The 18,524-nt window shown below is 70.0% G+C and carries 13 protein-coding genes; 5 read left to right on the plus strand and 8 right to left on the minus strand.

Annotation, left to right across the window (positions count from 1 at the left end; genetic code table 11):
* Positions 1–4 precede the first annotated feature (4 nt).
* Positions 5–202: an FmdB family zinc ribbon protein gene (locus ACQP2T_RS14720; protein WP_357953535.1), complete on the plus strand. Its 198-nt coding sequence runs from the start codon at positions 5–7 to the stop codon at positions 200–202.
* A gap of 325 nt (positions 203–527) precedes the next feature.
* Here ACQP2T_RS14720 and ACQP2T_RS14725 read toward each other — a convergent pair whose 3' ends face one another.
* From ACQP2T_RS14725 to ACQP2T_RS14735, 3 genes are all read right to left on the minus strand, one after another.
* Positions 528–1,022, minus strand: coding sequence for a WYL domain-containing protein (locus tag ACQP2T_RS14725; RefSeq protein ID WP_357953534.1), 495 nt, complete (start codon positions 1,020–1,022; stop codon positions 528–530).
* Positions 1,023–1,435: 413 nt separating this feature from the next.
* Complete coding sequence (gene ilvD / locus ACQP2T_RS14730) at positions 1,436–3,274, minus strand: dihydroxy-acid dehydratase (RefSeq protein ID WP_433516710.1); 1,839 nt, start codon at positions 3,272–3,274, stop codon at positions 1,436–1,438.
* A gap of 270 nt (positions 3,275–3,544) precedes the next feature.
* Positions 3,545–4,198 carry a nuclease-related domain-containing protein gene (locus ACQP2T_RS14735; RefSeq protein WP_433516711.1) on the minus strand — a complete coding sequence of 218 codons (654 nt, stop codon included), beginning with the start codon at positions 4,196–4,198 and terminating at the stop codon, positions 3,545–3,547.
* A gap of 311 nt (positions 4,199–4,509) precedes the next feature.
* Here ACQP2T_RS14735 and ACQP2T_RS14740 point away from each other — a divergent pair, with 311 nt between their 5' ends.
* Together ACQP2T_RS14740 and ACQP2T_RS14745 are read left to right on the plus strand one after the other, a co-directional pair.
* Complete coding sequence (locus ACQP2T_RS14740) at positions 4,510–5,916, plus strand: amidase (RefSeq protein WP_433516712.1); 1,407 nt, start codon at positions 4,510–4,512, stop codon at positions 5,914–5,916.
* A gap of 88 nt (positions 5,917–6,004) precedes the next feature.
* Positions 6,005–6,700, plus strand: a complete 696-nt coding sequence (locus ACQP2T_RS14745; protein ID WP_433516713.1) for a winged helix-turn-helix domain-containing protein — start codon at positions 6,005–6,007, stop codon at positions 6,698–6,700.
* A 118-nt stretch (positions 6,701–6,818) separates the two neighbouring features.
* Here the strand turns inward: ACQP2T_RS14745 and ACQP2T_RS14750 are convergent, their stop codons facing one another.
* Positions 6,819–9,119, minus strand: a complete 2,301-nt coding sequence (locus tag ACQP2T_RS14750) for a protein kinase domain-containing protein (protein ID WP_433516714.1) — start codon at positions 9,117–9,119, stop codon at positions 6,819–6,821.
* A 91-nt stretch (positions 9,120–9,210) separates the two neighbouring features.
* On the opposite strand from ACQP2T_RS14750, the gene ACQP2T_RS14755 reads away from it, so the two are divergent.
* On the plus strand, positions 9,211–9,501 hold the full coding sequence (locus tag ACQP2T_RS14755) for a hypothetical protein (RefSeq protein ID WP_433516715.1): 291 nt from the start codon (positions 9,211–9,213) through the stop codon (positions 9,499–9,501).
* 5 nt (positions 9,502–9,506) lie between these two features.
* Complete coding sequence (locus ACQP2T_RS14760) at positions 9,507–9,869, plus strand: DUF5130 family protein (RefSeq protein ID WP_357953526.1); 363 nt, start codon at positions 9,507–9,509, stop codon at positions 9,867–9,869.
* Positions 9,870–10,019: 150 nt separating this feature from the next.
* On the opposite strand, the gene ACQP2T_RS14765 is transcribed toward ACQP2T_RS14760, so the two are convergent.
* Genes ACQP2T_RS14765 through ACQP2T_RS14780 form a run of 4 tightly spaced genes read right to left on the minus strand, consistent with a single transcriptional unit; the run spans position 10,020 to position 18,521 of the window.
* Positions 10,020–10,967: a hypothetical protein gene (locus ACQP2T_RS14765; RefSeq protein ID WP_433516716.1), complete on the minus strand. Its 948-nt coding sequence runs from the start codon at positions 10,965–10,967 to the stop codon at positions 10,020–10,022.
* Between the two features lie 60 nt (positions 10,968–11,027).
* Positions 11,028–12,374 carry a serine/threonine-protein kinase gene (locus ACQP2T_RS14770; RefSeq protein ID WP_433516717.1) on the minus strand — a complete coding sequence of 449 codons (1,347 nt, stop codon included), beginning with the start codon at positions 12,372–12,374 and terminating at the stop codon, positions 11,028–11,030.
* A 49-nt stretch (positions 12,375–12,423) separates the two neighbouring features.
* Positions 12,424–15,252: a TIM-barrel domain-containing protein gene (locus ACQP2T_RS14775; RefSeq protein WP_433516718.1), complete on the minus strand. Its 2,829-nt coding sequence runs from the start codon at positions 15,250–15,252 to the stop codon at positions 12,424–12,426.
* Entirely contained in the window at positions 15,249–18,521 is a 3,273-nt protein-coding gene (locus ACQP2T_RS14780; protein ID WP_433516719.1) for a TIM-barrel domain-containing protein, read from the minus strand. Before ACQP2T_RS14780 ends, ACQP2T_RS14775 begins: the two co-directional genes overlap by 4 nt.
* Positions 18,522–18,524 lie beyond the last annotated feature (3 nt).

The following is an 18,524-nucleotide window of genomic DNA, read 5'->3' on the forward strand; positions in this document are numbered from 1 at the left end:
GGGCATGCCGCGCTATGACTTTCGCTGCCGTGCCTGCGGGTCGACCTTCGAGGTGACCCGTCCGATGGCCGCCTCCGACGAGGCGGCCGCGTGCCCCGAGGGGCACGACGACACCGTCAGGTTGCTCTCCACGGTCGCGATGACCGGCGGCGCCGCCGCGCCGAGCTCGGGCGGCTGCTGCGGCGGGGGATGCTGCGGCTGACGCCCGGCTTCACCGGCCGACCCGCCGCGTCGACGGTTAGGGACCGCCGGACGTGGGCAGCCCGGTTAGGGCGCCGCAGGTCGTCCGGCTTTGTCGGCCGCCCAAGCCCGCCCCGCGGTCGGCTTCAGTGGCCGCCCACGCCTGCCCCGCGGTGCCGCAGGCCATCAGGCCGACCCACCGCGCCGACGGCTTGGGCGCGACGGGTCGAGCCTCGACCCAGTCTTCCGGCGGGGCACGCCTCACGTGACGCGTGCCTCGCCAGCCATGCGGGCAGGGTGCTCGCCAGGCGCTGTGAGTCCCGCCCGGCCTTCGGGAGGGACGCTCCTTAGGCGGCGCGAGCCCGCTTGCGTCGCTGGAACGGCAGGAACCGGTCGGCCAGGTGCGGCCGGGATGGGGTCAGCGTCGGCTCGACCGCGAGAATCCGGTCGAACCGGAACGCCCGGATGGCCCGCCGCATCCGGCAGATCCCGACGAGATACCAGTATTCGCGATGCACCAGGCACGTCACCGGCTCGACATCCCGAGCCGTGACATGTCCTGAAGCATCCCGATAGTGCAGACGAATCATCAGCCTGCTGGTGATGGCGTCCGCGATGAGCCTGGCCCGCGACGCGATGTCCACGGGCAGCGGCTCGGTGAGCGTCGTGAGGGTGGTGGCGATGACATCATCGTCGAGCTCCAGGTGCTCGAGCGCGTGCTGCAGACCGCGCCTGGCGGTGACGGCCTGCGGACCGGACCCCAGATGAGCGAGGGACAGGGCGAGGGCAGCGATCTCGGCGGTGGTCAGCGGGCGAGTGTGGGAGTTCACGCCTGTAGCCATACCCCCACAATAGAGACGACCACCGACAGTTTTCGAAAGCCTGTACGGCTGGTAAGCACCCTGTATCGAACGGATAAGGCTCGTCAGATGCCACGCCACGGCTGGCGAAAGCCGCCATGCCACCACTGATGGAAGCCGCAGGCCACGCTGACGGAACTCGCCACGTCCCCACGGGCGGAGGTCGCACGCCATCGCGGACGGAAGCCAGGGCTGACCAGGCACGGAAGTCACGGCAGGCCAGGCACGGAAGTCACGGCAGGCCAGGCACGGAAGCCACGGCCGACCATTGACGGAAGCCATGGCCAACAAGACGCACGTCACGGCGCTCAGCCGGTGAACCGGAGGAGCGTGCCCCTGGACAGACCTCAGCAGGCACGGCGGATGGGGCCAACCGTGCCTGCCGTAAAGAAGACTTATCGAGACAGCTGAGAGAGATCGCGCGACGCGCCCGTCGAGGCCGAGGTCGTCATGGCCGCGTACGCCTGGAGGGCGGCGCTGACCGGCCGGTTGCGGTCGCGGGGCCGATAGCCGCCCAGGTCGGCGAGCAGGCGCGTACGGCGCTCCGCCAGCTCGGCCTCGGGGACCCGGAGCTCCATCGACCGGTTGGGGATGTCGATCTCGATCGTGTCGCCGTCCTCGACCAGCGCGATCATGCCGCCCTCGGCCGCCTCCGGAGAGGCGTGCCCGATCGACAGCCCGGACGTGCCGCCGGAGAAGCGGCCGTCGGTGACCAGCGCGCACGCCTTGCCCAGGCCCCGGCCCTTGAGGAACGACGTCGGGTAGAGCATCTCCTGCATGCCCGGCCCGCCCTTCGGGCCCTCGTAGCGGATGACGACCACGTCGCCCTCCTTGACCCGGTCGCCGAGGATGCCCTCGACCGCCTGCTCCTGCGACTCGAACACCACCGCCGGCCCGCTGAACTTCCAGATCGACTCGTCGACCCCGGCCGTCTTCACCACGGCGCCGTCACGCGAGATGTTGCCGTAGAGCACCGCGAGCCCGCCGTCGGCGCTGTAGGCGTGCGCCAGGTCGCGCACGCAGCCCTCGGCCCGGTCGAGGTCGAGGGAGTCCCAGCGGTTGTCCTGCGAGTATGGCTTGACCGTGCGGACGTTGCCCGGTGCCGCGTGCCACAGCTCCACGGCCTCGGGCCGCACCGTGGGCGACTGGGGGTCCCAGGCGGCGATCGTCTCGCCGAGCGTGGTGCCGTTGACCGTCGACACGTCGCGGTGGAGCAGCCCGGCGCGGTCGAGCTCACCCAGGATGGCCGGGATGCCGCCCGCGCGGTGCACGTCCTCGACGTGGTATTTGTTCGTCGCCGGAGCCACCTTGCACAGGCACGGCACGCGCAGGGAGATCTCGTTGATCTCCTTGAGCCCGAAGTCGACCTCGGCCTCGCGGGCCGCGGCCAGGATGTGCAGGATCGTGTTGGTCGAGCCGCCCATCGCCACGTCCAGCGCCATCGCGTTCTCGAAGGCCTCGCTGGTGGCGATCGAGCGCGGCAGCACCGACTCGTCGCCGTCCTCGTAGTAGCGGCGGGTGATCTCCACGAGCTGGCGCCCGGCGTCCTCGAAAAGGTTCTTGCGCGCCTTGTGCGTGGCCAGGATCGTGCCGTTGCCGGGCAGCGCCAGGCCGATCGCCTCGGCCAGGCAGTTCATGGAGTTGGCGGTGAACATGCCCGAGCACGACCCGCAGGTCGGGCAGGCGTTCTCCTCCATCTCCAGCAGCTCCTCGTCGGAGACGCTGCTGTCGGCGGCGGCGACCATCGGGTCGATCAGGTCGAGCTTGCGGCCGGGCGTCTTGCCCGCCTCCATCGGCCCGCCCGAGACGAAGATCGTCGGGATGTTGAGCCGGAAGGCGGCCAGCAGCATGCCCGGCGTGATCTTGTCGCAGTTGGAGACGCAGATCATCGCGTCGGCGCAGTGGGCGTTGACCATGTACTCGACGGCGTCGGCGATCAGCTCGCGCGACGGCAGCGAATAGAGCATGCCGCCGTGGCCCATCGCGATGCCGTCGTCGACCGCGATCGTGTTGAACTCACGCGGGATCGCCCCCGCCTCGCGGATCGCGGCGGACACCACGTCGCCGACGTCGCGCAGATGAACATGGCCCGGCACGAACTGCGTGAAACTGTTGGCCACGGCGATGATGGGCTTGCCGAAATCGCTCCCGGCTACGCCGGTCGCCCGGAGGAGGGCGCGGGCGCCGACCATGTTCCTGCCATGGGTGACCGTACGAGACCTGAGGGCGGGCATTGAACTTCTCCCATCGTTGCGAGTCCTCACATCGTACGACCATTTGCCCGGTTGCTGAGACAACTGTCCACCGCTCGGAACGCGTACGGCGGCGAGCTGGGTGGACCCCGGCCACGCGTGAGCCCCCTACACCTCAGGACCCGGCACGCCGTCAGGACCGCACGCCTCAGAGCCCGGCACGCCGTCAGGACCGCCGGTGGCGTGCCTCCGGAACCGCCGAAGGCACGCCCGCCGGACTGCCGGCGGGCGTGCCTTGAAAGCTCGGTTGGGTCAGCCCTCGCCGTATCTCGCGGGCAGGACCTGGGCCGCGATGTCGTGCAGGCGGTCGATCTCCGCCTTGGTCAGCGCCCGCTCGCGCTTGGTGATCCACTTGCGGGCCCGGCCGCCCTCGTAGACGTCCACGCCGCGGATCGTCATGATCTTCCACGGCACGGGCGGCCCGTAGATGGCCAGCGAGGGCACGACGGAGATCTCCTTGCCGTAGGCCTCGCTGATCAGCTCGCTGGCCCGCGAAGCCTCCCATTTGGCCTCGGTGAGACGTGGCTTCATGTCGAACGGCCCATGGAAGAGCTTCTTGCCCATCTGGACGCGTACGGGCAGCCGTTTGTCCCACTTCTCGGAGTCGACCGCGTAGACGCCCGTCGGGCCCACCACGAGGTGGTCGATCTGGGCCTCGCTGTCCGGTATCGCCCGCGCGTGGAGCGTGCGATAGCCGTTGCGTTCGAGCTTACGTAGCTGGGTCTCGGTGCGGCGTTCCGCGATGGAGGCACGGCGCCAGGCCGGCACGGTCGAGTTGGACCGCGCTCGGTAGACAGTGTCGAGGATGGCCGCGATCACGCCTGCGGTCACGCCTACCCGCCAGTCGCCCACGAGGATGCCCACGACCACGCCAACGGGGATCGCCAGCACGGCGCGGTTGCGCATGCGGCGGAAGCGTGGCTGTTGGAGCAGGCTGCGCAACGACGCGCGCTCGATGGGCGCGTAGGTTGACGTGGGCGCCGATTGCTTCGCGGGGGCCGGCTCGCCTTCGGGTCGGTCACTCACCCAGATGGGTGAGGAGTTGTGACCGTCTTCTCGCTGATGGTCGGAGTCCACGTAACTCACCGTAGCCCGTGATTCTTGTCGATTCCTAGTGCTGCCTTGTCCATAGTTTTATGGCCCAGCTCACCGTGTTCTACGCCCGTTTTCCGGGTATCTATTACGTTCTTCTCTAGAGATGCCTAGTGTGCGGTAGCGTGCGAGAACTTCACGAGCTTTCGGCGCTCGAGCAGGCGCAAGCCATCCGTGACCAGGAGATTTCGCCGGTCGAGCTCACGCGGCACTACCTCGATCGGATCGAGCGAATCGATCCACAGGTGGGTGCGTATGTGACGGTGACCGCCGAGAGAGCCCTCGAACAGGCGCACCGTCTGACCAAGGAGCTGCCAGACGGACCCCTCGCCGGAGTGCCGATCCCCATAAAGGATCTTAACCTGGTGAAGGACGTGCCCATCATGTTCGGGTCGTCGACATACCGGGGTTTCGTCGCCCCGGTGGACGACACGGTGGTCGAGCGCCTGCGTGACGCGGGCACAGTGATGCTGGGGAAGACCGCGACACCGGAGTTCGGCCTGCCCTGCTACACCGAGACCGCTCTCTCGCCGCCCTCTCGCTCGCCATGGGATCCTCGTATGTCCGCGGGCGGGTCGAGCGGCGGCGCCGCCGCGGCCGTGGCCGCCGGGCTGGCACCGGCCGCGCAGGGCAGCGACGGGGCCGGTTCGATCCGCATCCCGGCGTCGGTGTGCGGGCTGTTCGGCATCAAACCCACCCGTGGCCGGATCAGCTTCGCGCCGATCATCCCCGACCTCGCGGGCCTGTCGACGAACGGCCCCCTCGCCCGTACCGTCGCCGACGCCGCGGCGCTGCTCGACGTGATGGCGCACAACAACCCCGGCGACCTCTACCTCGCGCCGCCGCACGAAGGCACGTTCCTGGCCTGCGCCGGACGCGATCCTGGTCGGCTGCGCATCGCCCGCTACGCCCGGCCGGTCGTACCCGGGGCCGACGTCCATCCGGACGTGCTCGCCGCGTACGAGGCCGCCGCCGCGACGCTGGCCGCGCTCGGCCACGAGGTCGTCGAGATCGAGCCGCCGTTCGGGCCGGAGACCGTGCCGCAGTTCACCGTCATGTGGTACGCCTTCGCCTGCATGCACCCCGTGGCCGAGAACCAGGTCGATCTTCTCCGGCCGCTCACCAGGCGGCTGCGCGAGCACGGCTTCGCCACTCCTGCCCCGACGTTCCTGCAGGCCCAGGCTGCTCTGCAGCTGGCCACCAGGGCGGCGCTCACGGTGACCAACGCCTATGACGCGGTGCTCACGCCGACCGTCACACAGCCGCCGCGGCCGGTGGGCTGGTTCGAGGACGTGGACGACGTCGAGGAGACGTTCGAACGGATGAAGAGGTTCGCCGCCTTCCCCGCGATCTACAACGTGACCGGCCAGCCCGCCGTGAACCTGCCCCTGCACTGGACCGCCGACGGGCTGCCGATCGGCGTCATGCTGGCGGGCCGCCTGGGCGCCGAAGGCACACTGATCTCGCTGTCGGCCCAGGTCGAGTCGGCCAGGGGCGGCTTCTGGGGCGACCGGCGACCGGCGATCTGGTAGCCCCTGGAGCCCTGTAGCCGGTCTCGATCTGGAGCCCCTGGAACCTTATAGCTGGTCGTATCGCCGACTAGGACCTACAACCATGCGCATGCGTACCGTACTCATCCAGACCGACACGGCCGTGGCAGCCGACCTCAAGCCCGGCGAAACCGCCACATTCGGCCGCGGCGCCGACGATGTCCCGGTCGACATCGTGGTGGCCGACCGGGCCGTGTCGCGGCTGGCCGGGCGCATCCAGGCGGTCGAGGACTACTGGCTCATCAGCAACCTCAGCGCCGAACGCACGTACGTGGTCGAGAACCCGGAGGGCGGCGGCGAGTTCGTCAAGGTGGCGCCGCTGCGGATGGGGATGCCGGTGCCGTTCGAGTTCTCGCGGGTGATCCTGCCGGCCGAACACGGCACGACCGGTTTCCTGGTGTTCGCGCCCGAGCACGTGTACGGCACGGCGGCGGCGGTCCCCGGCCAGGGCGCGACGACGAGGGGCGTCTTCCCGCTGGACAGGACGGCCAAGTACTTCCTCATCCTGGTCGCGCTCTGCGAGGCACGGCTGCACGACCCGTCCAGCACGGTCGTCCCGACGGTGCCGCAACTGATCGAGCGGCTGGCGGGGCATCAGCTGACCAGGAGCGGGGTGAACTTCCACATCGACTACCTGGCCGCGACCAAGCTCAGGGTCAAGCAGCCGGACGAGGGCGGCAAGGCCGACTGGCAGCGGGCGGCGCTGATCAACCTGGCCCTCCGCTTCGACCTGGTCACGGACGCCGACCTGCGCCTGCTGCCGTGACGACTCGCCCGGTGCGCGGCCAGGTAGTGCTGTCGTTGCCAGTGCCAGTGCCAGTGCCAGTGCCAGTGCCAGTGCCACTGCCGTCGCTTCCGCTGGCGCTGGTGGTCGGGGGTGGCCGTCAGGACTGATATTGGTCCCGATATTTCAGGACCTGCTGTACGTGCGCCTTCCACTTGGCCGGCACGCCCTGTTCCCGCCTCACCGGCACCACGCCGGACACGTAGAGAGCGGCCAGCTTGGCGGCCGGATCCCCTGGTACGTCGGCGATCTGAGGGCCGAGCCCGCAGAAGAAGCGGCCCATCGCGGGCAGGGACAGCTCGGGGGAGAAGGGCGGCTTCGGCATCGGGTCGTTGATTCCGTTGGGCTGCCAGTACTGGAGGACTCTGGGGGTCCATCTGGCGATGCCGAACTCGTCGGCGGCCGGGTCGCTCAGATCGGGGTCGAAGTCGCTGGCCGCCTTCACTACAGCGGCCACGAGCGCCGGCGACAGACCCGCGACGTCGTGGCACCAGGTGCCCGCCTGGATGATCAGCGCCCGGTACTGAGGCGGGATGTCCGCATCCGTCCGCAACCCCATTCCCGCCTTCGGAGACCCCGGCTCGGACGCCCGTGGCGTTCCGGCCGCGCTCGGAGATCCGGTCGGCTGCGCGGATGCGGACTGGCCTGCTGATGCGGACGGTCCCGCTGATGCGGACGGTCCCGTTGGTCCGGATGGGGTCGCGGACGATCCTGGGGATCCGAGCGGCCCTGCGGATCCGGACGGTGGGCCGGAGGCCGTGGACGACCGGTCGGTGGGCCGCAGCATGAGCACCGCGACGACCACGGCCAGAGCGACAGTCACGGCTCCCACCCCGGCCAGCACCGCCTTTCCCCGCCCCGCACCCGCATCCGCGCCCATATCCACGCCTGCACTCGCGCCCAGATCCGCGCCAAAGCCTGCGCCCGCGCTCGTCCCTGGGCCTGCGCCTACCCTCGGGCTTGCGCCGCCGTCAGGTTCGGCCCCGCCGCCGGGTCCGGCTCCGCCGCCTGCGCTCGCTCCCGCGCCGCCAGCGAGGTCTGCGCCTCTACCTGGCCCTGCACCTGCGGATGCGTCTGCACTTGCGTCCGCATCCGCATCCGCGATCGCATCTGCACCTGCGGCCGCACGGCCGCGCGCGTCCTCGCCGGTGCCCGTGCCCGTGCTTCTGTACGCGGCGGTCTCGTCATCCGCGGATCCGGGGGGCCAGGTTCCCGGTCGCCGCTCCGAAACCGCCTCGCTCACCGGAAACGCCCTCTCCGGGAGTTCGCCCTCCGAGGGCTGGACGTCCGGGATCGCCCTCTCTTGGAATCCCCCCTCCGGGGGTCGGACGTCCGGGATTGCCCTGTCTGGGGGTCGGACGTCCGAGAGCGCCCTCTCCGGGGGGCCGCTGCCCGCGGGCGTCTCCTGCGGGAGTCCGTCGCTCACGGGCGCCTCGCCCGGGAAGGGGTCGCCCACGGGTGTGTACCCCGGGACTGCGTCGCCCAGGGGTGCGTCGTCCGGGACTGCGGCACCGACGGGTGCGCCGTCCCGGACTGCGGCACCGACGGGCGCGTCGTCCGGGACTGCGAAACCCACGGGCGCGTCGCCCGGGGCGTTGAGGGCGGCGGTGGAACCCACGGGCGCGTCGTCCGGGGCGTTGAGGGCGGCGGCGAAGGAGGTGATGCTCGGCCAGCGGCGGTCCGGGTCCGGGTCGATGGCCTTCATGATGGCCGCCCCCACCCGTACCGGCACCTCCGGCCGCAGCCGGTGCGGTGCCAGCCGTACCGAACCCGAGGCGGGCAGCCGGCCCGTGAGCAGGTGGTAGGCCATGGCGCCCAGCCCGTGCACGTCGGCCCGCTCGTCCGGGGCGCCGTCCAGGCGCATCTGCTCCGGCGCCATGTACCCGGGCGAGCCCGCCGCGATGGTGTGGCTGGTGGCGTCGGCCAGCGAGCGGGCGACTCCGAGGTCGGCCACCATGAGGCGCTCGCCACCGCCCGGGAGCGCGCGGAACAGCACGTTCGACGGCTTGAGGTCGCGGTGCACGATGCCGAGCCGGTGCAGCACCGTCACGCCCTCGGCGATCTCACCGAGGACGCGGAGCGCCTCGGGTATCGGCAGGGGGCCGTCGAGTACGCGCCCCGCCAAAGACCCCATGTCGGCATAAGTCATGACGAAGTATGGGCGGCCATCCGGGAGTTCGCCGATGTCGTGGACCTGGACGATGCGCGGCGAGTCCGCCTGGCGCAGCAGCCGGGCCTCCTTGAGGAACCGCTCGTGTACGGCCGGTTCGACGGACCAGTTGTCGGCCAGCACCTTGATCGCCACATAGGAGTCGAGCCGGTCGTCCCGGCCGAGCCACACCGTCGCGAACGCGCCCGAGCCCAGAACGCGCTCGACGGGATACCTTCCGATCGCATCCACAGTTGAGTTGACCTTGTCTGGGGGATCTTGAGTCAGACTCTCTCACGACCGGGTCTGGCCGGACAGCCGAACCGGGATTACGTTCTTGGGTGTGGACAGCGCGCTGGAGATTCTGGCTTTTCTCTTGGGGGTTTCGCTCGCTCTGTTCGTGCTGATCAGCCTGGTGGTCATGGTGCCGGGGCGGGGTTCGGCGCGGAGGGTGGAGACGGGCCCGGTGTGGCTGGGCGGTCCGTCCGGGAGCGAGCACGGCGTGAGCACGTCGGGCCTGGTGCTGGCCGACCGGGTCGCTCATTGGGCGCCGGCGCCCGAGTCCGACTGGGTCGCGATGGCGGAGACGGCCGAGCCCGGCAGGCGCGTCGGCGGCGCTTCGGCGGGATGGTGATGGCGATGCGCGGACTGACCTCGGCCCAGGCCGACGACATCAGGCAGGCGCTCCACGTCGCCGAGCGGCGTAGCGGTCTGCGCTTCGGCGCCTTCCTCGGCGCGCCGGTCGGCGGCCGGCGGCACTTCGCCGAGCGGCTGCACGCCGCGCTTGGCGAGGAGGCGGACGAGGCCGTGCTGATCTTCGTGGACGTCGCCGGCCGGGCGCTGGAGATCGTGACCGGCGAGAACGCCCGGCGGCGGCTGCCCGACACCGCGTGCCGGCTGACCGCCATGTCGATGGCCACGGCGTTCAGCGCCGGTGACCTGGTGGGCGGGCTGCTGTACGGCATCGGCATGCTGGGCGAGCAGGCCACCGCCAGGCGATAGAACGGGCGTCGCCTGCGCCCCCGCGGTAGGCGACGCCCACTTCGCCTTTGTAAGCGAGGCGGGCGACGCGGTCAGCCTGGAGGCTTCCAGGGGGTCAGCATTGGGACAGGCCCAAAAGCGTCGGGTCAGGCCCAAAGCAAGGCCCACGGATCAGCGTTGGAGCAGGCCCGCGACGTGCTCGCTGACGCCCGCCAGCAGCGTGGCGGGCACGATGGGGGCGCGGCCGATGGCCGAGAACAGAGCGGGCAGGCCGGGCAGCGGGAACCCGTCATCCTGGAGCGCGGCCGAGCCGATCTCGTTCTTGTCCAGCGCCGCCCGGCTGCGCTGCCAGGCGTCGAGCACCTCTTCCGGCGAGGGCACGCCGAAGCCGTGGCCGACGGGCGCCGCGTGCCGCAGGCGTACGAGCGGCGTCTCCGCGAACGCCAGCGCGGTGCGGGCCCGTACGTGCAGGTCGGCGCGTTCTTCCGGCTCGACCCAGTGCATCGCCGTGCACGGGTTGCGGCAGTCGGCGACGCAGACGGCCATCGCGCCCGCCACCTGGCTGTGCTGCCGGTCGAAGTACGCGCGCCAGCCCTCGGGCGGCTCGCTCGCCACCCGCAGGGTCCGGTTGGTGGCCGACTGCTCGGACTTGGTGTGGTCGCACTCGCGGTCGCCGATCACGCCGAACCTGCTGCCCGGCGCGCTCAGCCCCGCGGGCCAGCGCGCGGGGTCGCCGGCATGCCCGAGGTGCGGCTCGTAGGCCAGCAGCGGCAGGTATTCGCTGGCGATGTGGACGGCGGCGATCATCGGGCTCAGCTCGCGGCGCTGCCAGCGGACGGCGATGACCTCCAGCAGCAGCCCGTAGGCGGGCCGCAGCGACTCCAGCGCGCCGCGTGGCTGCTCGCGCGGGGTCTGCGGCATGTGGCAGGCCCGTGCCCGCCGCCGCAGGTCCGCGGGCACGGCCTTCGCCTCGACCGCGAAGTCTTCGGCGTCCAGCGAGAGCAGCCGGCTGCCGAACTCGCACACGTCGGCGATCTCCTCGGACGAGGCCAGTGCTCCGAGGTCGGAGAAGGCGTAGCGGCGGGCCAGCGCTACGAGCAGATCGCGAGTGGTATCCACCCGATCACCCTACTCACGCCTGGATAGTCGCCTGTCCGGCCGAGACCGCCAGGAGGGCGGCTAGGTGTGACAGGGGGCCTTGATGCATTGGATGTCGCCCGGTGGATCGCTGACCGTCGGCTCGACCGTGGGTGTCGTCGGCTCCGGCGTGGTGGGCGGGTCCGTGGGCTCGGGCTTTTGGGTGGTCGGGGTGGCCGTCGGCGTGGGCGTGGTCGGGCGGACGGTGGCGGTGGCGGTGGCGGTGGGGGTCGGCTTGTGCGAGCCGCTCGGCCGCGATACGGGAAAGGACTTCGACGGGGGAGCCAGGGGCTTCTTGCTCGGGGTGACGGCGCTCGTGGGCGTGCCCGAGTCGTGCGTGACGGGCGGCAGGACGCTGCCGCTCTGCTCGGTCGCCTGGTCGTCGCGGATCCACACCGACCCGGCGACCGCCAGGGTCACCAGGACCGCGACGGTCACGGCCAGCGCGGCGGCCAGCGCGCGGCGGCCGCGTGGCGTTGGTGGCAGGTCCGGCGTGGGCGGCAGGCCCGGCAGGTCCGGCAGGTCTGGCAAGTCCGGCGGCAGGGCCGATGAGCCCAGCGAGTCAGGCGCGTCATGGGCCTTTCTCGCCGCCTCGGACATCAGCGTGGCCGTCGGCCAGCGCCGGTCCGGCGTCTTTTCCAGCGCTCGCGTCACGACCTGGCGCGGCCCCGGCGGCACGGCGGCGGGTAGGTCCGGGACGGGGGCGTGCAGGTGCTTGTAGATGATCTGGACAGGAGTGTCGCCATCGAACGGCAGTTGCCCGGTCAGGCACTGGTAGGCGACCACACCGAGCGCGTAGACGTCGACGGCCGGGGTGACGTCGCTGGCCGTGGCCATCTCGGGGGCACAGTAGCCGGCCGAGCAGAGCATGGCGCCGGTGGCCGTCAGCTGGACCGCGGAGACCGAGTGGGCGATGCCGAAGTCGGTGAGCGCCACGCTGCCGTCGGGCCGGACCATCAGGTTGGCCGGTTTGACGTCGCGGTGCACGATGCCCTGCGCGTGGGCGGCGGCCAGCGCGTCGCCGACCTCGGCGACCAGCCGCATGGTGACCGCCGGGTCGAGCGCCCCGCGGCGCAGGACGCGGTCGAGCGACTCGCCCTCGACGAACTCCATCACCAGGAAGCTCACCTGGCGCCCGTCGACCTCGCAGGTGCCGTAGTCGTAGACGTCGACCACGCCCGGATGCCGCAGCGTGGCCATCGCCCTGGCCTCGTTCTGGAAGCGCTGGGCGAACTTCGGGTCCTCGGTCAGGGCGGGGATGAGCACCTTGACCGCCACGGTCCGGCCGAGCACCGTGTCGGTGGCCCGCCAGACCTCGCCCATGCCGCCGCCGCCCACGCGGCTGATCAGCGTGTAGCGATCATTGAGGCTGGTCCCGGATCCGAGCACGTCTTCGAGGCTAACACCGCGACCTCGATGGACGCGCCGGATCCGGCGCTCAGAACGCCCCTGTGGTAGTGCCTCCCGTTCCCGAGGCGGGGCTGGTGAAGGTGCTGTTGCCACCGGGTTGCCACTGGTCGGCGGTGTCGGGGAAGTTCGCCTCCTGGCGCTTGACGCACTTCCACTCGATGGAGGTGTTCGGCGGCAGCTTGCCGATCGTTCCGGTCCAGGTCGGATAGGCGGTCGGCGACAGTTTGACCGCGCTCGCCACCGACCAGCCGCCGAGCTGCGGGACGCTGCCCACGGCGTAGACGGACTGGCCCGTGGTGGTCGTGCCGTTGTCGCACCTGAACGTCATCGACGCCGGAGCCTGCCCGAGCGTGAACGCGAACGTCTTGGCGGTCGTGACGCTCGTGCTCGCCGACTTGGCGACGATCAGGTTGCCGCCCGCGTTGTACCAGCCGCTGGTCGCGGCGTCGAAGGCCGCCTTGGTGGCGTGCTGGGTGAGCGCGGTGCCGTTGAGCGTGACGGCGGACGCCTGGGTGTCTGAGATCAGCTCGACCACGTTCGTCCTGCTCGCGGGCGCGCCGGTGTAGGTTCCGCCGGCCGCGGCCACCGTGACGGTCGCCGTGCTCCCGCTGAGCTGCTGGCTCAGCAGCGTCGTGCGTACGGCCCCGCTCTGGTAGCCGGTCGTCGCCCCGTCGTCCTCGTACAGGGTGAAGTTCGAGGCGGCCGGGTCGGCGTAGACCCGGGCCACCAGCTCGTTCCTGGTGGTGGAGTCGGTCCGCTTGCCCACGACGTTCATGGTCTTGTCGTCCACGTACATCTTCGGGATGATCGCCCCCGCCCTGGCGAACGCCGGCAGCCGGAACGCGCCGCCGACCCAGAGCGGCCGGTCGGTGAACCACTGGCCGGTGCTGGTGAGTTTCTCGCCCGTGGCGTAGTCGAACCAGGAGCCCGCCGGCAGGTAGACGTCCCGTTTGCGCTCGTTCGCGCCCGCCACGACGCCGACGAGCAGGTCGCGGCCGATGAGCTTCTCGTGCCCCATCTCGCGGACGTTCGCGTCGTTCTGGTACTGGTACACCAGCGGCGGCACCACCGGCTCGCCGTACAGGTAGGCCCGGTGGGCCAGGGAGTAGTAGTACGGCGCCAGCTCATACCGCTGCCGGAGGTTGGCGAGGTTGCTGGCCGTGTGCCCGATCGCGTCCGGGGAGGTCTGCGCGCAGTTGCACAGGTTCTCGGTGTGCGGCCGGATCGGCACCTCGAACCAGGCGCCGTCGGCGAACCACTGCGTGTAGAGCTCGTTCAGGTCGGAGTTGAGCATCTCGCGGCGGAATCCGCCGATGTCGGAGCCGTAGTAGTCGATGCCGGACATCGACATGTGCAGCTGGGCGTTCTGCTGCTGGGCGAGCGCGGTCAGCTTGGAGCCGATGTCGGCCGACCACATGGCCACGCCGTAGCGCTGCATCCCGGCGGCGCCGGAGCGGGCCAGCACGAACGGCCGCTTGGTGCTCGACGCGTAGCCCCTGGCGATGCTCTCGGCCCACTTGAGGTTGTAGACGTTGTGGTAGTCGGCGTGGGCGTGCTTGCCGGGCAGGACGCCGGACGTCCAGTCGGCCGCGTCGTACATCTCGGGTTCGCCCAGGTCCAGCCAGTGGCCCATGACGCCCTGGTCGATGAGCGGCTGGCGCTTGGTCGTCTGCCAGTAATCGGCCGCGGCGTCCTGCGTCCAGTCGATCATGCCGCCGCGGCCCCACCAGTCGTTGGAGGTGAGGTAGACGGGCGAGCAGGTCGCGCAGCCGGACCTGACGAGGTAGCCGCGGGTGGCGAGGTCGGCGTGCTCGGGGAGGTTCTTGCCGACGTACGACTCCTCGATGGTCATCAGGCCGATGCCTTTGTTCGCCTGATAATCGGAAATAGTGGTCGCCGGGTTGGGGAAGTTGGCCGTGTCCCAGGAAAGCGTGCCCATGCGGGTGTTGTCGGACCCGGCCGTCACCCCGCCGAACCAGGGCAGATCCAGGACGAACCCATCCACGGGGAACTTCGCCGCCCGCAGCCCGTTCAGCCGGCTGTCGATCTCGGCCCAGTTGTCATAGCCGAACTCCGACACCCACATGCCGAACGCCTTCTTCGGCGGCACCGGCGGCCGGCCGGTCAGCTCCATGTAGTCCTTGCGCAGGTCGGGCAGGTCCGGCCCGGTCATCGTGTACCACCTGAGCTGGTCGCCCCAGGTGTCGACCGTCCACGGGTCGCCGGTCAGGTTCCACTCCTGCTTGTAGACCTGGTCGAGCAGCAGCCCGTAGTTCAGGTTCGACGCGCCGACCCCGAACAGCACGGGGATCTGCGCGTTGCCCACCGGCCCGTTGTCGGTGTCGTAGGCCATGGCATTGCCGTACGGACCTCCCGGGGTGCGGCTGCGCCCCACCCAGTCGCCGTCGGAGCTGCCGCCCATGAAGAACTGCTCACCCAGCCCGTACGCGTTCTGGATCGCGCCCTTGGTGATCGTCAGGCCCTTCCACGCCTGGGTCAGGTTGCGCGGGCACGCCTCGTACAGCTGCCTGACCGGGTCCGAGACCCGTACGCACAGCGTGCCGGCCGTGACCTCGACCTTCATCGAGGCCGTGGTCAGCGTGTTGCCGCTCTGGCTGAACGAGGACGGACCGGTGTAGTCCTTCTTCGCCACCTGCGGCGTGGTGAAGAGCGCGGATCCGGTGCCGGGGCTGGTCCCTGAGGCCAGCTCGAAGTGGACGAGGTCGTCGTCGAGGAACTCGACGATCAGATAGGCCGATCCGCTGGTGAACTGCACCCGCTGGACCGCCGCCTGGGCCTCGCCCGCGACGAGGAAGGTGCCCAGGAGAACCGTCAGAAGGACGAGAGCGCGTTTCATGGCCGCCCCACCACCAGGTTGTCGAGGTTGATCCCGCCGGTGTTGGCCGCGTCATAGGCGATCTTGACGGTGTGCGCGCCCGCGGTGAGTGTCGTGGTGAGCGAGGCGGTGCCCCAGGTGTCCCAGTTCGCCTGCGCGGGCAGCGTGAGCGTGCCCGCCGAGACGCCGTCGACGTAGACGGTCCTGGTGCTCGCCACCGTGGTCGAGTAGCGGAACTTGAGCTGGTGGCTGCCCGCCGCGTCCGCCTTGACCTGGAAGCTCACCGAGTCACCCGAGCTCGCGAAGTTGTCGACGAACCCGGTGCCGGTGTAGCCCGCGTGGTCGGTGTTGGTCGTCGTGCCGGCGCCCGTCCCGAACTCCGCCTCGTACGCGGCCTTGTCCACGCCGTTGAGCGTGACGGTCCTGCTGGAGGCACTGGCGGCCAGCTTGACGTAGGTGAGCTGCTGAGCCGGGTCCCACCACCAGCCTTCCGAGGCCGTCTGGAGAGCCGCCAGTGTGGCCCGCGCGGTCGCGCCGGTCACCGACGTCGGCTTGGTACTGGCGACCTGGAGCGTGCTCGTCGTGGTGAGCGTGGGCACGGTGAGCGTCACCGAGTGTCCGGCCCAGTTCTCGGCCGAGCTGATCGTCCGGCCGGCGTTCGCCGAGTCCTCGAAGTAGGAGTACGAGGAGCTGCCCGACGGGTAGATCCGGAAGACCAGGTTCGGATAGCTCGTGACGCTGTTGCCGATCTCGCCGCCGATCTCGTAGCCGGCGTTGAGGTTGAGCGGGATGATCGCGCCCGGCCTGGCGTAGACCGGGATCGTGTCCAGGGCCGTGGCGTAGGACTTGGTGCCGGGGCCGGTGAAGCGGCCGCCGTTCCACAGGTCGTACCACTCGCCCGCGGGCAGGTAGACGTTCCTCGTCGTCGCGCCCTGCGTGGTCACCGGCGCGACGAGCAGTTGGGAGCCGAACAGATACTGCTGATCCTGCGCCGCGGCCGTCGCGTCGCCGGGGAAGGCGAAGCTCATCGCCCGCATCATCGGCGCCCCGGTGGCCGAGCTGGCCTTGGCCTCGGTGTACAGGTAGGGGATCAGGTTCATCCGGACATTGGCGAACTTCCGGAAGGTCGGCACGACCGTGGTGTCGCCGCTGCGCGTCTGTACGTTCCACGGCGTGCGGGCCTCGGACGTGCCCGGGTTCGACTTCTCCGAGTGATACTGCATGACCGGCGAGAATGTCGCCTGCGCCGCCGCCCGCAGGTAGAGCTCGGCGCTGGGGAAGTCGCCGGTGAAGCCCGCCAGGTCCCAGGCCGTGTACGGCACGCCGGACTGCCCGGCGCTGAGCTGGGCCCTGACCGCCTCCTGGAAGGCGGAGAAGCTGGAGTTCTGGTCACCTGCCCAGAAGATCGAGTTCTTCTGGCCACCGGCGGTGGCCGCCCGGCTGAAGATGACGTTGTCCGCGCTCTCGGTCTTGACGTAGTCGCTGTACGCCTTGGTGTAGCTGTTGGGGTAGGCGTTGTGCATCTCGTCGCCCTTGCGGCCGTCGGCGAACGTGACGCCCCTGCCGAAGATCGCCTCGCTGCCGTCGGTCTTGAAGCCGTCGATGCCGACCTCGTTGATCAGGTAGTCGCGCTTGCTCATCCACCAGTTGGTCGCCGCCGTGCTGGTGAAGTCAGGGACCATGCTGTCGCCGAACCACTGCCCGGTCGGAATCCGATACGGCGCGTTGGACGGATTTTTCGCGACATAGCCCTGTGCCTGGGCGTAGCTCTTGTCGTTGAGATGCTGCGGCGGCGCGGTCGGGGGATTGGTGTCGAAGTTCTCCTTGAAGACCGGGATCTGCCAGAGGATCATCTTGATCCCCTTGCCGTGGGCGTTGTCGACCATGGCCTTCGGGTTCTGCCACTCGCCGCCCGCCGGGAACGTCAGGTCGCCGTAGGCGAGCTTCCCGCCGCCGGTGGAAGGCGTGTACGTGGCGCCGTGCCACAGGTAGAACGTGGCCTCGTCGCTCCACTGCTCCAGCACCATCGCCGTGTGCGGGATCTTGTAGGTGCCGACCTTGTCCAGCTCGCTCTCCACCTCGGCCTGGGTGTTCCACTCGTTGGCCGACATCCACACGCCGAACGCCCACTTGGGCGGCAGCTGCGGCCGGCCGCTGACCGCGGTGTAGTCGTCCACGATCTCCGCGGGGGTGCCGGCGAAGAAGTGGTAGTCCAGCGTCGAGTCGAGCGCGCCGCTCGTGTCGACGGTGAACCCCGCCAGGTCGCTGAGGTGGGTGTTGAGGTTGAAGATCGCGTAGCGGGTGCTGGGGAGGTAGACCCCGTAACCGGCCGAGTTCAGGAAGAACGGCACGCTCAGGTAGGTGCGCCGGGTGCTGCCCTGGTCGCGATACTGGTTGTAGACGTAGTTGTGCACGTCGGTGCCGCGCTGGTCGAGGCGGTCATAGCGCTCGCCGAAGCCCTCGAACCGCTCGCCCGACGGCGACATGAAGTGGTCTTCGATCTTGGTGATCGTGGTGGCGCCGTCGCTGGCCCAGCCGATGTTCCTGAACGTGGCGGGGTCGTACTGCCGGGTGATCAGCGTCGTCCCGTCGCCCTTGTAGACCGACAGGCGGTAGGGCGACTTCTGGATCTTCAGCACCAGGCTCGTGGTGGAGATGGTGAGGGTGCTCGCGGAATCCGTCACCGTGTAGCCGGAGACTCCGGAAATGTTCAGACCTTGGCCGCTGGGGGCGATCTGCGTGCGGAAGCGGTCGAGCGCCGGGAAGGCGAAGCGGATCTTCGGCGTGAAGCTCCCCGCGCTGTCACCGGTCGTGACATCTACCGACGTGCTGTTGTTGGTGTAGCCGGTCACGTTCGTCACCGTGCTCCACGAGGTGACCGTGAACGCGAACGGGCCCGTGCTCTTCTGCCCGCCCCCGTTCACGTCCGCGTTGACCGTGTAGGAGATCTTGTCGCCCCGGGCGAAGGTGCCCAGGTTGATCTTCCAATAGCTGTTGTTGCCGTTGTTGTGGTCCCAGGCGGCGCCGATCGGGGTCTGGGCGGTCCCGTTCTTGGTCCAGGTCACCCAGACGGTCTGGCCGGACTCGATGGGCCAGGTGGTGGCGTTGATCTGGACGGCGTCCCCGGCCATCGGGTCACGGGGAGCGCGTTCGGTCGGCTCGCTGGAGTAGAGGTCGTCGATCCCGGTCGGGTTGTGGAAGATGCCGTCGAGCGCGTACGCGGGGACGGTCACGAGGGAGGCCAGCAGGGCGATCACCGCGACGATGACGCCCGACCGTAACCGGATCACGGG

The sequence above is a fragment of the Nonomuraea sp. CA-143628 genome, assembly GCF_050942315.1.
In the GTDB taxonomy this organism is placed as follows: domain Bacteria; phylum Actinomycetota; class Actinomycetes; order Streptosporangiales; family Streptosporangiaceae; genus Nonomuraea.